12 protein-coding genes are annotated in these 14456 nt (G+C 42.6%); 3 read left to right on the forward strand and 9 right to left on the reverse strand.

What is annotated here, in order from left to right; all coding sequences use genetic code 11:
• Positions 1 to 193: 193 nt before the first annotated feature.
• From R2Q85_RS20825 to R2Q85_RS20840, 4 genes are read right to left on the reverse strand one after another with little or no spacing between them, the layout of a single operon-like run.
• The gene (locus R2Q85_RS20825) at positions 194 to 1279 is read right to left on the reverse strand and encodes a Gfo/Idh/MocA family oxidoreductase (RefSeq protein WP_316813727.1); all 1086 of its coding nucleotides are present in this window, start codon (positions 1277 to 1279) and stop codon (positions 194 to 196) included.
• Between the two features lie 16 nt (positions 1280 to 1295).
• Entirely contained in the window at positions 1296 to 2750 is a 1455-nt protein-coding gene (locus R2Q85_RS20830) for a Gfo/Idh/MocA family oxidoreductase (RefSeq protein ID WP_316813728.1), read from the reverse strand.
• Positions 2751 to 2777: 27 nt separating this feature from the next.
• Positions 2778 to 6203 (reverse strand): DUF1080 domain-containing protein, encoded by a 3426-nt coding sequence (locus tag R2Q85_RS20835; RefSeq protein ID WP_316813729.1) that lies wholly within the window; start codon positions 6201 to 6203, stop codon positions 2778 to 2780.
• Positions 6204 to 6242: 39 nt separating this feature from the next.
• Positions 6243 to 7514, reverse strand: a complete 1272-nt coding sequence (locus R2Q85_RS20840; RefSeq protein WP_316813730.1) for a Gfo/Idh/MocA family oxidoreductase — start codon at positions 7512 to 7514, stop codon at positions 6243 to 6245.
• A 388-nt stretch (positions 7515 to 7902) separates the two neighbouring features.
• Between R2Q85_RS20840 and R2Q85_RS20845 the strand changes: the two genes are divergently transcribed.
• From R2Q85_RS20845 to R2Q85_RS20855, 3 genes are all read left to right on the forward strand, one after another.
• A complete protein-coding gene (locus tag R2Q85_RS20845; protein ID WP_316813731.1) occupies positions 7903 to 8829 on the forward strand; it encodes a J domain-containing protein in 927 nt (308 codons plus the stop codon).
• 6 nt (positions 8830 to 8835) lie between these two features.
• Entirely contained in the window at positions 8836 to 9123 is a 288-nt protein-coding gene (locus tag R2Q85_RS20850; RefSeq protein WP_316813732.1) for a chaperone modulator CbpM, read from the forward strand.
• Between the two features lie 391 nt (positions 9124 to 9514).
• Positions 9515 to 11968 carry a mechanosensitive ion channel family protein gene (locus tag R2Q85_RS20855; RefSeq protein ID WP_316813733.1) on the forward strand — a complete coding sequence of 818 codons (2454 nt, stop codon included), beginning with the start codon at positions 9515 to 9517 and terminating at the stop codon, positions 11966 to 11968.
• Positions 11969 to 11980: 12 nt separating this feature from the next.
• On the opposite strand, the gene R2Q85_RS20860 is transcribed toward R2Q85_RS20855, so the two are convergent.
• The 5 genes from R2Q85_RS20860 to R2Q85_RS20880 form a co-directional block, all read right to left on the reverse strand.
• Positions 11981 to 12547: a DUF4256 domain-containing protein gene (locus R2Q85_RS20860; RefSeq protein WP_316813734.1), complete on the reverse strand. Its 567-nt coding sequence runs from the start codon at positions 12545 to 12547 to the stop codon at positions 11981 to 11983.
• Between the two features lie 10 nt (positions 12548 to 12557).
• The gene (locus tag R2Q85_RS20865; RefSeq protein ID WP_316813735.1) at positions 12558 to 12941 is read right to left on the reverse strand and encodes a DoxX family protein; all 384 of its coding nucleotides are present in this window, start codon (positions 12939 to 12941) and stop codon (positions 12558 to 12560) included.
• 6 nt (positions 12942 to 12947) lie between these two features.
• Positions 12948 to 13412, reverse strand: coding sequence for an SRPBCC domain-containing protein (locus R2Q85_RS20870; RefSeq protein ID WP_316813736.1), 465 nt, complete (start codon positions 13410 to 13412; stop codon positions 12948 to 12950).
• A 6-nt stretch (positions 13413 to 13418) separates the two neighbouring features.
• Positions 13419 to 13742 (reverse strand): metalloregulator ArsR/SmtB family transcription factor, encoded by a 324-nt coding sequence (locus tag R2Q85_RS20875; protein WP_316813737.1) that lies wholly within the window; start codon positions 13740 to 13742, stop codon positions 13419 to 13421.
• An 88-nt stretch (positions 13743 to 13830) separates the two neighbouring features.
• Positions 13831 to 14391 carry an NAD(P)H-dependent oxidoreductase gene (locus R2Q85_RS20880; protein WP_316813738.1) on the reverse strand — a complete coding sequence of 187 codons (561 nt, stop codon included), beginning with the start codon at positions 14389 to 14391 and terminating at the stop codon, positions 13831 to 13833.
• Between the last annotated feature and the right edge of the window lie 65 nt (positions 14392 to 14456).

Consider the following 14456-nt stretch of genomic DNA (forward strand, 5'->3'; position numbering starts at 1 on the left):
TGGTTAGTTCTATTCGTTTTAAACAGTATATCAATATTAAGAAAAATAATTTAAAACCAGGGTGTTTTTTAATCTTGTAAACCTAACCCAATTACATACATTAACCGCAACTCTTTGTTAAGGATACATTAAGTCTACATGTAAAATCCCCGGCTTTAAATTTAAAACCGGGGATTCAGTTAGCGCATTTATACTAAGAGAGCTGCACAATCTTCCCTGTTTTCACCGATTCATCACAGGCAAAAGCAATTTTCAAACTGTTGATCGCATCATCCGTGGGATTGCTAAGGTCAATATCCTCCAAAATCGCCTTTAAAAAGTAACGTTGTTCCCGGTTGCAAAGTTCCTGATGGTCCGGTTCGTCAGTCAGGTCAACCCAGGTATCCGGTTTCGAAAATTTACCTTCTTCATCTAAGCCGGCATAATGAACTTTAATAGATTCCGTTTTGGTATGGGCGTCTACTTCGTCCGATTTTCCAGCTGCTCCCGCTTCCTTCGCTACAATAGATACTGAACCCTTAGGACCAATCACATCTTTCACGAAAAAAGCAGTTTCACTCATCATAGGACCCCATCCCGCCTCATACCAACCTACCGAACCATCCTCAAAACGAATCTGTAATTGTCCGTAGTTATAATTCCATTCAGGGATATCATCGCTAAGCCTGGCACCTATAGCACTAACCTGTACTGGCTTTGAGCGGGTCATCTGGCACATTACATCAATATAATGAACGCCACAGTCCACTATTGGGCTCAGGCTCTTCATCAGGTTTTGGTGTACTGTCCATTTTGCACCCTGGCTTTGCTGATTCAGGTTCATCCGCATCACCAGTGGTTTGCCCATGCCAGATGAAAGTTCAATAAAGCGTTCCCATGAAGGATGATAACGTAAAATATAACCTACCAGCAACTTCTTACCGTACTTCTTAGCCGCATCAGCAACACGCTGTGAACCTTCAACAGAATCTGCCAACGGCTTTTCTATAAATACGTGTGCTCCCTTCTCCATCGCCTTAACGGCAAAAGCCTCATGTGTATCCGGATAAGTAGAAATACAAACCGCATCCGGCCTGGTCTGCTCCAAAGCCTCATAATAATCACCAAACAACGGATACTCTCCACCAAGCTTTTCATTCAATATCACCTTACTATTTCCGGTTGATACGATACCACATATTTCAAACCCATCAATCGTATGATATGCAGTGGCATGAGATGCACCCATGTTTCCACAACCCACTACCAATACCCTGAGGTTTTTTGTTTCTAACGACATTTTTTTTGATTAACAATTATACACCTAAACTCCAGCCTTTGCGATACTCGCGTTTCACATACTGGTTTACCTCATCAAAGTTCGTAACCCTCAAATTCTCTTTATCCCAGATCAGTTTAATATCCCTGCCCGGGTAGGTAAGTTTACCATCAGCATTCGGCCGGGATACATCCGTACCCCTGATGGCCAGGTTAGCAATTAAAAGGGTTTCCGTAAGTGGCCCGGCAATATCAAAAGGAGAACTCAACTGAATTTTGCCATATCCGGCAATCGCAGCCTCTGCCCATTGGGTATAATGGCCGTTCACATCGCCTGGTACACGTTCCAGTTTCTTTTTGGTATGCACCTTATTGTTACGGGACAATGGCAGTAATTTCGGATTTGCGCCATAAACGCCACACATCATCTTTCCCCTGGTACCTTCAAAAAGTACACCGTTATCGCCAAAGGTCTCATTCGGAGCCAGCTCCTCAGGTCTTTCCGGTTTAATGCCACCATCCATCCAGTGCAGCTTAAGGTTACCCTTAGTCTTTTTAGTTTTTTCGAAGTTCATGATCACATGACTGGAAGGTGGGCAACTGTCCGGATAATACCCTCTTTTAAACTCATCCAGGTATAATGTACCTACACTACATTGCACATCCAGCGGCGTACCTAATCCCAATACCTTAACAGGCGGTTCAACAAGGTGTGCTCCCATGTCTCCTATTGCACCTGTGCCATAATCCCACCAGCCCCTCCAGTTAAAGGGAACCAGCTTTTCTATATAAGGTTTAAATGGTGCACTTCCCAGCCAAAGGTCCCAATCCAGCTCCGAAGGGATCACACCGCTGGCAGATGGCCAAAGCAATCCCTGCGGCCATGTAGGCCTGTTGGTCCAGCAATAAACGGTATGCACCTTGCCAATTACTCCGGCGTCAAGCCATTCCTGAAGCTGTCTTACCCCCTCACCGGAAGAACCCTGGTTACCCATTTGGGTAACCACCTTGTATTTTTCAGCAGCCTCTCTCAGTTTACGTGCTTCGTAAATATCATGTGTCAAAGGTTTTTCCACATACACATGTTTACCCAGCTGCATAGCAGCCATGGCAATCATGGCATGGTTATGATCTGGTGTCGATACCACAACTGCATCGATGCTTTTTCCGTCTTTGTCCAGCATTTCGCGATAATCCTTGTAGTATTTTGCTTTCGGAAAATTCTTAACCGTTGCGGCAGCCCTGCGGTCATCTACGTCACATAAAAATGCGATCTCAGATCTACCACCTTTATAAATATTGGCAATATTACTTTGACCTTTACCGCCAACCCCAACACCCGCAACCATTAACCTGTCACTGGGTGCTAAAAATCCTTTCCCACCCAGTACATGTCTGGGAACAATCATAAAACCTGCTGCTGCAAGTGCAGTGGTTTTTATAAAGTTTCTTCTCGAATTACCTGCTGCTAAATCTTTCTTATCCACAGTCATAATCTGTTGTTATAATTATATTTTTTACTATTTCTTTTTACTCAGGTCTTTGATCCTGATGTTTCTGAACTGCACTGGTGAACCATGACCAAGAAAACCGATATGCCCGCTTTCGCGCAACAAACCAGGATGCTCTTTTCCGTCTGCCGCACCATTTTTCCTGGCTGCTGTAATATCGCCGTCAAGGATTACAGTTCCGTTCAATATTACCTTAATTTTAGTTCCGTTTACTACCACCTCTTCATAATTCCATTCCCCAACAGGCTTCAGGAAACCTCTTTTTGCAGGTAAGGTACCATAAACAGAACCATGGTACTGATAAACATGCAGGTTTTTATAAATTGGCGCATCGTTGTCCAGTATCTGAAGTTCCATACCCTGATAAGCTGCATCGCCTGTTAAAGGTGCTCTTATACCCAAACCATTATTGGCACCCGGAGTTAACTGAAACTCAAAGCGGAATATAAAATCACTGAATTCTTCATTTGTAAACAAATTACCACCAGAACCTTTGCCTGGTTTCGGGCGGATTGCAATGTTTCCATCTTCAATGATATAGTCTCTTGTATTTCCGGTCCAGTTGTACATATTGGTGCCATCAAATAAGACTTTATAACCCTCTTTTTTCTCCGCTGCACTCAATTCAAAAGGCTTTACCCGGGGAATCTCCCGGATGTAAATATCACGATAAACCACCGGCGATCCATGTGCCTGTAATTCAATTTGCTCTTCGGCAAATATCGGAATCTTCCTGTCCCAGTAGTTTTCTAAAATCACATTATCAGTTACCAGTTCACCGTTCAGGTAAACCGTTACACGATCGCCTTTCATCAAAATGCGGAAGGTATTCCATTCATCCAGTTTATTATCAGCAACCTTAATCGGCTTACTTTCATTCACCTTATTGTTATACAAACCTCCTGATCCCACTTGCGCACCAGATTTCACACGTGCGGTGTCCCAGATCTGGACCTGTGGCGAACCTCGCAGATAAATACCTGCGTCTCCATTGCCTTTTTTATCATCAATGATCTTCCAGTCTACCAGCATTTCAAAATCGCCATACTGTTTTACAGTGGCGAGGTTGTTTCCATGGCTCATAAAATGCAGTTCGCCATTCATCGGCTTCCAGCTTTCCTTTGCCTCGGCATCAGCCTTTACCTGGGCACTTGCCAAGGTTTTGGCATCCATTTTAGACCTTTTTATCGGATCAGCAACCAAACCTTTCCACCCGGTAAGGTCAGTCCCGTTAAACATCGATACAAAACCTTCACCTTCAGGCATTTCAACCAGATATTTACGCATAGCTTCTTTCTGATATTCGCTATCGCCACCTTTAATCACAGCAATCGTCTTATTCAGGAGGTCTTTAACGATTGCACCCTTATACGATTTATCAGCCAGTGCAACATTCATCACTGCATTAGCTGCCGCCTGCTCTAGTGCAGCATTGCTAAGGTATTTACCGGCAAACAATAAGGTGTTAAAACATTTGGCCTGCTCTGCATCTTTTAATATCTGCTGTTGTTGGGCAGGCGTTTTAGCAACAGCCATAGCCTCGCGTAACAACAACAAACGCTGCTCTGGTTTATATTTTGCGGCCCTTACCAAATTCAGGTAACCATCAAGTGCCTGATCAAGGTAAGCGGCATTGCCAGGCTGCCGGCTGATCTGAATCAGTTCCGGTGCCGAACCAGCATCAGTCCAGGAAGACAACGCAGCAATAGCAGCTTTTTTAGTTTGCTCATTACCTGTGTTAAATGCAGCAGCAACCGCTTTCAGTGATTTGCTTCCGCCTATACTGCCCAGCATTTTATAAAAAAGATCTTTTTTATTTTCAGGGGCCGCAGCCATTTGCTGCAATACCATATCCGTCAGCTCATCCGTATGCTTAGGGCCTTTCATGGCCGCAATAATGGCATCCTGTACATTTACCAATTCCGCAGGCGCTGTGGTCTCATTCAGTAAAGTAAACAACTGAGGCAGGTTCTCGCTGGTTACCGTCTGTTTCAGTGCAGCAAAAGCTGCCTGCTTCACCTGTGGCTTTTTGCTCTTCAGCAAAGCATAAATGGTATTCAATTCAGCATTTGCAGCTTTAGCGGCCAATACATTGATTAAAGCCACCTGAACATCAGGTTTTGCCTTCGGGATAAAAGCCGCAACCTTCGCATTAATGCCCTCGCCCTTCATCCTTAGAACCGCATTAGAAACCGCTGCAATCGTTGTTGCATCTCCTTTGCCCATTGTTTTAAGCAAACCATCCAATGCCTGTTCCTGGCCAATATTACCAGCTGCAGCAATAGCTGCACTGCTTACCGCCTGGTCTTTATGCTTAAAGAGTTTAGTCATTGCCGGCAATACCGATATGGACTTGCTCTCCCCCAACATATTGATAATGGCAACCTGGGTTGCAGGATCTGCTTTAGCTATCTTTTTTACCCAAAGGTCTGCCCTTTCAGGTGTCATATCTGGCAAAGCGAATTTTAATGCCGCAGCCCGGTATTCAAAATTATTGTCGTCCATTGCCGCCAGCAGGTATTCATCGTGCTGCGATTTGCTGAAAGCCGAAATGAGCTGAAGGGCAGCAGTACGTACATGCACCTGATCATCCGCAGTTGCTTTCGCGAGAATCTTCTTTGCAATCTCATTGGCAGGTCCTTTATTCCCATTTTTGATCAGCTGTTCTGCAAATAACAGATAAGCAGCAACGGCATTGGTGTTTTCATATTTAAAGCCGGCCTTTTCTGCCGCAGCAGCCAGAACAGTTTCAGAGGATGGTTCAGCAATATGTGCCAGTGCATATAATGACATTTTAGTCAGGTCATTATCACTACTGCCAGTTAAAGCAGCAACAGCATTTGTGGCTGCCTTCGTGCGGCTATCGCCAAGTGCTTCGATTACAGAAAGTTTTGCTGCACCACTGGATTTGGATAAAGCACTCAATAAAGCAGCTTTGGCAGCAACAGAATTGATTTTAACCAGTGCCCGCGCCGCAGGATCTGCCAGCTGCGCATCCGTTAAAAAGACGGCTAAACAAGGTACGGCATCATCTGCACCAACCATTTCCAGCTGACTGATCACAAAGGATTTATTTTGTTTATCCGTTAGTTTAGCTAATGCCTTACAATAAGCATTCACACTCATTTTCCGCCAGGCTTCCTGTCCCGTCTGGCTAACATAACCAGAAAATCCACCAATGGCATATTCCAGCAGGGCATTGTTTCCTTTGCCTGGAGCGCTTAATCCGCTAATCAGGGTTACATAACCATCCTCACCCATCTGGGCAATTTCCTGCATATTTGCCTTTAACTGTTTGGCATCCCTTGCAGGCAATTGCGCCAATAAATCGGCAATACGTGTAGTAATGGTACGCTGGTCTGTTTTATCCTGCGCAAAAGCAGCACTTTGCAGCATTACCGCAGCAATCAGGATAAAGAATATCTTTTTGATCATTATAGTAAGAATAAGATGTTATTTAAATTGTGTTAAAGGTTAAATGGAAAAAGGAGCACGCATTACAGGGTTAATTAGCCTGTTTGCACCTTCATCATTAATAAACTCCTGTTTAACAGGATCAAACTTAAGGTTACGTCCTAAGCGTAAGGCCGCAAGTCCAATATTAATGATGTTACAAGAGCGGTGTCCGTTTTGCTCATTCAGTGCAAATTTCTGCCTGGTTCGCACGGCTTCACTAAAATCAGTCATTTGCAGAGCTGGGTCAGGGAAAGCAGCCAGCTTACGTTCCAGATCAGGTATATCCGACTTAAATCCAGGATATAATTTACCTTTTGGTCCTTCTATATAAGGAACATTGGCATCTTTTGCCTCGCCGTCTAAAATGATCTGACAGCCATCAGCATAAGTATAAGTTATTCTGCGCCAGGTACCCACTGCATCAGGGTGCTGCTGAGGCGCATCTATTTCAACTGAGACCGGGCTGGTATCATCCTTACCTAAAAAGTATTGGATCGGATCGAGGTAATGCTGGCCCATATCACTCAACCCACCTCCATCATAATCCCAATACCCTCTAAAGGTTTGGTGTACGCGGTGTGTACTATAAGGCTTATAAGGTGCAGGGCCCAGCCATGCATTGTAATCCAGCTCTGCCGGAACAGGTTCAGGAGGTAAATTATCTTTGCCAACCCAAAAAAACTTCCAGTCATATCCGGTATGCCTGCTAACCGTAACCTTTAAAGGCCAGCCCAACAAACCGCTGTCCACCAATTTCTTTACCGGTTTTACGGTAGTACCTAAACCATAAAAAGCATCTTTAAAACGGAACCAGGTATTCAAACGGAATATCCTGCCGTTCTGCTGGACCGCTTCCATTACCCTTTTACCTTCACCAATGGTATGGGTCATTGGTTTTTCACACCAGATGTCTTTACCTGCATTCGCAGCATCCACAGCCATAATGCCATGCCAGTGTGGCGGCGTGGCAATATGTACAATATCTACTTCAGGCAATTTAATCAGTTCCCGATAATCACTAAAGGTCTTCACTCCTTTATCCAGCATTGGCAATGATCTGGCAATATGCCTTTTATCCACATCGCAAATGGCTACTACCTGGGTGCCGTCGTAAGCAAAATGATTTCTTCCCATGCTGCCAACACCAATAACAGCCTTGGTTAACTTGTCACTCGGGGCAATAAAGCCTTGTCCGCCCAGCACGTAACGCGGAACAATGGTAAATGCAGCCAATCCTACTGCGGTTTTCTTAATAAAATCTCTTCGAGAGTTTGGTTGGTTAGGTTTCATATATGATTTGTGTGTTCTATATTCTGTAGGTTTAATCGCATTTTTATTTAATACTTACCAGAGCAAAACAATCTTGTCATATAGACTGTAATATTAAATAAAATAGATAAGAGCGTCAGATATCTGCATACGATAATCGCGTACGCTAACCAGTTGCTATCTTTTTTCAAATTTATTATAATAATATAAAAAACATAATAATTTGTTAGCACTTACTTAAATTTTATTTTAACAACAAGGCAATTAAGCATTAAACTAATAAAGATAACATCGATAATCTACTTAATATGTGTATTTTTTTTAACGTCCTGGGAGCGAAACGACGTTTAACAATTGTTTATCAATCTTGTTACTTATATTTAAATTATTTTAAGCATAGATCTATCTTATGGCATTTATTGATTACTACAAAACACTGGGAATTGAAAAAACAGCCTCACAGGATGACATTAAGAAAGCCTACCGCAAGCTGGCCCGGAAATATCATCCCGATCTGAATCCCGATGACAAAGAAGCAAACAAACTTTTCCAGCAGATCAACGAAGCTAACGAGGCACTAAGTGATCCGGAAAAACGAAAAAAATATGACGAGTATGGCGAGAACTGGAAACATGCGGATCAGTATGAAGAAGCTAAAAAAGCACAATCGCAACAGCATGCTTACCAGGGTGGCGGCAATCCTTTTGGTGGTTCTTCCCAAACTTATACTTCGGAAAATTTTGGAGGAGGTGACTTTTCCGACTTCTTCGAATCTATGTTTGGCAACGCAGGTGGCAGACAAGGCGGGGCCAATGTAAAATATAAGGGACAAGATTACCAGGCCGAACTGAAGCTTAACCTCAGCGATGCGTACAAAACCCATAAGCAAACGATCACTGTTAACGGTAAAAACTTACGCATCACCATTCCAGCTGGTATTGCAGACGGACAGGTCATTAAACTAGGCGGACAAGGCGGTCCTGGTAAAAACGGTGGCCCGAACGGCGACCTCTACATTACATTTAACGTTGGCGAACACCCTGTTTTCAAACGCTTGAATAACGATCTCTATGCAAACCAGGAGCTGGATTTGTACACCGCAATCCTGGGCGGTGAAGTAACTGCCGCTACCTTTGATGGCAAAGTAAAATTAAAAGTGCCAGCAGGAACACAGAACGGCACTAAAGTCAGGTTAAAAAATAAAGGTTTCCCGGTATATAAAAAGGATGGTGAATTTGGCAATCTGTTCATCACCTATACCATAAAAATCCCTGCTCACCTCAGCGAAAAACAAAAAGACCTGTTCAAAGAATTGCAAAACCTGGATCAAAAATAAACAGCTATGGAAACTGAATTCATCACCATAACAGAATATTGCGTCAATTATAACATTGAACCTGCTTTCATCGACTTGCTGGAAGAATCCGGCATCATCACACTTACCCTTATCGATACCGAAAAATACATCCGTTTAACCCAGCTCAATGAACTGGAAAGGTACATCCACTTCCATTACGATCTTCAGATCAATATTGAAGGGATCGATGCTATCCGTCACCTGCTCGAAAAAGTAAACGACATGCAGGAAGAGATCCGTCACCTTAAAAAACAATTGCGTTTGCACGAATAGTTTTATTGTCGATTTTATATACAAAACCGGGGCATCTATCCAGATCGCCCCGATTAAAACTTTAAACCTAAATTTTTTCATCATGTCCACCTGGAAATGACAAATTTTATAGCTTACGCTGTGCAATGAATTATTTATTGCCTTTTTCTGGTAACTACACAGCAAATAAATTATGGTCCAAAAGTAAAAAGCACTTTCTAAAGTTGGTAAACAATATAAAAAATCCGGTTTTTTGATTAATCAGGGAGCTAAAAACAGTAGAATATTTTGTTATATTTTTTAGCATCTCATTGAACAGAATATTATTTTAAAATCGAATTATCACGCCGTGAAAGCACATAAATTCTTAATGTCGTATTATTTTTTTATTTTGATAACAAATTCATCCTTCATGAAGCGTCTTTTACTGATTTTTCTATATTTATCAGCCATCGCACCGGTTTTTGCCCAACAGGACAGCATAAACCGACAGGATAAGGCGGAATCCCCGCTGGTAAGAAAAATAAAAAAAATAGCCGCGGATGGGGCAGTAAAAAGCAAACAGGAATTCACAGATGAAAAAATGGCCAACAGGCAGCGTATTGTCCTTGAAACTGCAAGAAACCTGAACCAGCAAGCCAGATTACTGCTCAAAAAAGTAATAGATACCAATAACCTGAATGCATTTCTGCACAGCACGAATAAATCTCTCGAAATTGTTAAAGATGGCATCTGGATCAATGCTGGCAGCAACCAAACCCAAAGAAACCTGACCGTATCCGCTGCTATCCTGGTCGAGCTTTCAATAAGGGTAGCAAAAAGAAAACAATTTCTTGACAGTTATGCCGCCAAACTAACCCATGCTAAACTCAGGATTGACTCACTTTCAAACGAACCCTCTCTATATGCTTTTCCGTCTGATTCAGTGGATTTGATCAAATTTGTCAAACGCATGTTCGTAACCGTCAAAGAAATGGCCCCCATTGACAGCGCCCTGGAGAAAGCGGTAACTACACTGGAAGAACTACAACTAAAAACAGACCTTCTGGCCTTTGAAATAAGATCGGCGCAGGAAGATATTGAAATTTACAGCACCCGGCTCTCAGCCAATACCTTTAACCGGGAGTTCCCTAACCTATGGGACAAAGCAAGTAATTCCCGTCCTTTACAAGAGATACTGAGCTTTTCAATGGCAAAGGAGCGCTTGTTACTGAAGTTTTATTTAGAAAACCACGCCTTTTCTATATTCATTTTGCTGACATTGGCAGGTTGTTCCTGGTCGTTTTTAAGGTCACTTAAACACCAGCTCAAGCAAGAGGATCTCCTGAGTGATGATTATACAGAACAGCTGGTGGTACGTTATCCGCTGCTGTCGGCTGCCCTGATTACCATATCCATTTTCCAGTTTATATTCCCTTCTCCACCATTTATCTTCAGCTACAGCCTTTGGACCGTTTCAGCTGTTTTCCTCTGGCTCATATTCAAGGACCACATCAGCCCGCACTGGCAACTATTCTGGACCATAATTATCTTGCTTTTCCTATTGGTCGGCGCAGACAATATGGTACTGCAAGCCTCCAGACCCGAACGTCATATCCTGCTGGCGCTTTCTTTAGGCGGCGCACTATATGCAGCTTTTATCTTAAGCACCGCACACCGATTCCAGCTCAGGGAGAAAAAAATAAAATACGCCATTATTTTTCTGCTGATATTGCAGACTGCAGCAATCCTGTCCAATCTTTTTGGACGTTTTAACATTGCTAAAACGCTAATGGTCAGCGGCTATATAGGCATACTAACGGCCATTATTTTTTTATGGGTAATCAGGCTCATCAACCAGGGCCTTACCCTGGCCTTCAAAGCCTACAAACAACCAAGCCCTAAACTCTTCTATGTCAATTTTGACCGCGTGGGCGAAAATGCACCATGGCCCTTATACCTGGTATTCATCTTAGGCTGGTTCACCCTTGTGGCCAGAAACTTTTATAGTTTCAAACGCTTTTCCGGGCCATTTATTGATTTTCTAACTTCAGAAAGAACCATTGGGAATTACAATTACTCCATTATGGGATTATTGATGTTTATCATCATACTTCTTTCCGCATTCCTGCTCTCCCGAATTGTTTCTTACTTTGCTTCAGGTCCTGATGCCTTTCACCAGGGAACTGGCAAACAAAAAAAAGCAGGTCTGGGCAGCTGGATCCTGATCGTAAGGATATTTATCATTTCACTGGGGCTGTTTTTTGCCTTTGCTGCCGCCGGTATCCCGCTCGATAAATTTGCGATCGTACTGGGTGCCCTGGGTGTTGGTGTGGGCCTGGGCTTGCAAAGCCTTGTCAATAACCTCATCAGCGGCCTTATTATTTCCTTTGAGCGGCCTGTAAATGTTGGCGACACCATCGAGATCAATGGAAAAATTGCAACCATGAAATCCATTGGTTTCAGGAGCAGCATCGTTTCCAGCTCCGATGGACCGAATGTCATTATACCGAACGGAGAACTACTCAACCAGCAACTGGTAAACTACAGCATGGGCAAAAACATTAAAAGGTGCAGCTTAATGGTAGGTGTTGCCTACGATACCGATCTTGAAAATGCCAGAACACTCCTTAAACAAATTTTACAAGCAGATGAAAGGATATTATCCTATCCCCCACCTGATGCATTTTTTAAAGAATTTGGGAACAGCGCTGTAGAAATAGAGGTCATTTATTGGGTCAGGAACATCAAAGAATATTTCCCATTGCGGAGTGATGTCATTTCCAGTATCAACGCCAGTTTCAAAACCCATGGCATTGTGATTCCCTTTGCGCAGCAAGAAGTATTCATCAAAAATCTGCCGCCGAACCCAGATGTTAACCATTAAGTCATTTCACCTTTAAACCCTTAGCGCGCCACGGAAAGCCCTCGCTGCATAATAAGATTCAGCACCGTTGTGGTACATAAAGATAGTTCCATAACGAACATCGCAAAAGATGGCACCGCCGAGTTTCCTGATATCTTCAGGCGTTTTAACCCAGCTGGATGTTTTTGTATCAAACTTTCCAAACTGCTGCAACTCCCGATATTGTTCCTCTGTTAACATTTCAATGCCCATATCCGCTGCCATTCCAATTGCGCTGTCTGCTGGTTTATGCTCTTTCCTTGACTCCAACGCTTCATGATCGTAGCAAATGCTTCTGCGGCCCTTAGGGCTTTCTGCAGAACAATCGTAAAAAATAAATTCCCCGGTCTTTTGATCATATCCAACAACATCCGGTTCACCCCCGGTTATCTCCATGTCATCCAGTGACCATAGTTTTTCAGGATTCGCCTCCAGCTTTGCTTGTACTTTAGTCCATTCCATATTTTTATGGCGGTTCATATTTTTCTCAAAACGGGCCTTCAATGTTCCAAGTAATTCTTCACGTTGTTCTGCCGACAACACCTTTTTATTGCGCTTCATTTGCATAATATTATGGATTAACTGAACTAATTATTCTATCTGCAGGTCTGAAATACCAAGATACAAAAGTCAGGATCAGTAACAATACTGGTCCAAAAAATTCTTTGGCGCCATCTCCACACGCCAGGTGAGAAAATATCGCTCCCGACATGGCAAAGAAAAAGCCTGCATAAGCCCATTCTTTGAGTAAAGGAAACCTGGGAATAAGCACTGCTATAACACCCAATATTTTCCAGATACCCAGTAAGGTTAAAAAATAGAGCGGATAACCCAAATGAGTCATCATATCTACTTCTTCTTTCATTTTAATTACTTGTACTACTGCAGTTGACAGCATGCCCAATGAAAGCCATAAGGTAGCGATCCAATAGATAATTTTTCTGCTTTTTGTCATACGGTGTTATTTTAATTGATTTACGATTTCTTGCAAATTGTTATGCGCCATATTGATACCCTGTGCAAAAGGCATCTGCAGCATCTGGTCTCTGAGGGCAACTGATTTATATACCACATGCATCCTGAGCTTGCTGGTATCTTCAGTAAGTTTTTCAAATTCCAGGAACTCAAGCCATACAGAAAAAGGAGTGTTCTCCATTTCAAATGTCCGGATGATACACTGATCAGGTTTAAAGTCATGAATTACCCCATTGAACCCGTGCTTGTTTCCTTTAGGGTCGGTAGTTTCAAATCGGTAACCGCCGTGCTTCTTGTTTTCAAGTTTGAGCACTTTTGTTCCCATCCATTGCTCAACGAGCTCAGGCTCTGCATAAGCTCTGAAAAGCAATTCCAATGGCAAATCAAATTCCCTGGTAATCACTAATTCCTGCTTGCCCTCTTCGGCACTGATCTTGGTTTTTTGTTCCATACTGTTCTAGGTGTTAGGTTTGTATTTTTTCATGACGTCTTCCAGTTTATTAAACCTGGCATCCCACATCTGGCGGAATGGTTCGATAAAGTCGGCTACTTCTTTCATTTTTTTTGCATTAATATGGTAGTAAATCTCTCTGCCGTTTTGCGCTTGCTTAAGCAACTCGCATTCGGTAAGTATCTGCAGATGTTTTGAAACTGTTGGTCTCGCCGTGTCAAAGTTTGATGCGATCACTCCTGCTGTCATGGCTTGTGAGGCAACCAATAGCAATATGGCCCTTCTTGTAGGGTCTGATATGGCTTGAAATACATCTCGTCTCAGGTTCATTATGTAGTCATTTGACTACAAATATAAACGTAGTCATTTAACTACGCAAATTTTTCTGCATTTTTTATAAAATTGGAGTACAATTGATTTAAGTAACCATTCTCTTCCTGGCTTCAACACACCATAACAGTTCATTTATAAACACTGTTGCGCGTTTATCCATTCCCGCCTGATCAACCGGCACACCGTTTTCATCAAACGCCTCCTGTACCTTTGGCACCGGAAACATGGCTGGAACTGTCCATGCACCTATTTTCCATAAGGAAAACTGTATAGAGGTGATCACCTGAGCACCACCAAACGGCCCGGCTGAATTGGTACATATAGCCACAGGCTTTTTTCGCCATTCATCATACAGCAGATCAACCACATTTTTTAAACTTGAAGGATAACCCCCATTGTATTCTGGTGTAACGATTAGCACCCCGTCGGCTGCTTTAATTTTTGCAGCAAAATCCAGCATCTCTGTAGTAGGCTTTTCAAAAAAACGTAAGCGTTCCTCAAAAATCGGGAAATTATATTCCAGGAGATCCAGAATTTCAACCGAAGCCAGGTTTCCGGATTCCATAAAATTTTTGAAGTATAAAGCAGTCCGGTGGCTGTTACGGCCCATTCTTACACTGGAAGATATAATTGCAATGTGTGGCATAATCTCTTAGAATTTCTGTTTAAAATAAATATCGTGTTTTTATTTTAGCCCCGATGTCCAATATT

This window comes from Pedobacter heparinus (assembly GCF_032678725.1).
In the GTDB taxonomy this organism is placed as follows: Bacteria; Bacteroidota; Bacteroidia; order Sphingobacteriales; family Sphingobacteriaceae; genus Pedobacter; species Pedobacter heparinus_A.

Coding starts and splice junctions, on each gene's coding strand:
- R2Q85_RS20825 (WP_316813727.1), bottom strand. CDS start 1,279: ATGTCGTTAGAAACAAAAAACCTCAGGGTATTGGTAGTGGGTTGTGGA.
- R2Q85_RS20830 (WP_316813728.1), bottom strand. CDS start 2,750: ATGACTGTGGATAAGAAAGATTTAGCAGCAGGTAATTCGAGAAGAAAC.
- R2Q85_RS20835 (WP_316813729.1), bottom strand. CDS start 6,203: ATGATCAAAAAGATATTCTTTATCCTGATTGCTGCGGTAATGCTGCAA.
- R2Q85_RS20840 (WP_316813730.1), bottom strand. CDS start 7,514: ATGAAACCTAACCAACCAAACTCTCGAAGAGATTTTATTAAGAAAACC.
- R2Q85_RS20845 (WP_316813731.1), top strand. CDS start 7,903: ATGGCATTTATTGATTACTACAAAACACTGGGAATTGAAAAAACAGCC.
- R2Q85_RS20850 (WP_316813732.1), top strand. CDS start 8,836: ATGGAAACTGAATTCATCACCATAACAGAATATTGCGTCAATTATAAC.
- R2Q85_RS20855 (WP_316813733.1), top strand. CDS start 9,515: ATGAAGCGTCTTTTACTGATTTTTCTATATTTATCAGCCATCGCACCG.
- R2Q85_RS20860 (WP_316813734.1), bottom strand. CDS start 12,547: ATGAAGCGCAATAAAAAGGTGTTGTCGGCAGAACAACGTGAAGAATTA.
- R2Q85_RS20865 (WP_316813735.1), bottom strand. CDS start 12,941: ATGACAAAAAGCAGAAAAATTATCTATTGGATCGCTACCTTATGGCTT.
- R2Q85_RS20870 (WP_316813736.1), bottom strand. CDS start 13,412: ATGGAACAAAAAACCAAGATCAGTGCCGAAGAGGGCAAGCAGGAATTA.
- R2Q85_RS20875 (WP_316813737.1), bottom strand. CDS start 13,742: ATGAACCTGAGACGAGATGTATTTCAAGCCATATCAGACCCTACAAGA.
- R2Q85_RS20880 (WP_316813738.1), bottom strand. CDS start 14,391: ATGCCACACATTGCAATTATATCTTCCAGTGTAAGAATGGGCCGTAAC.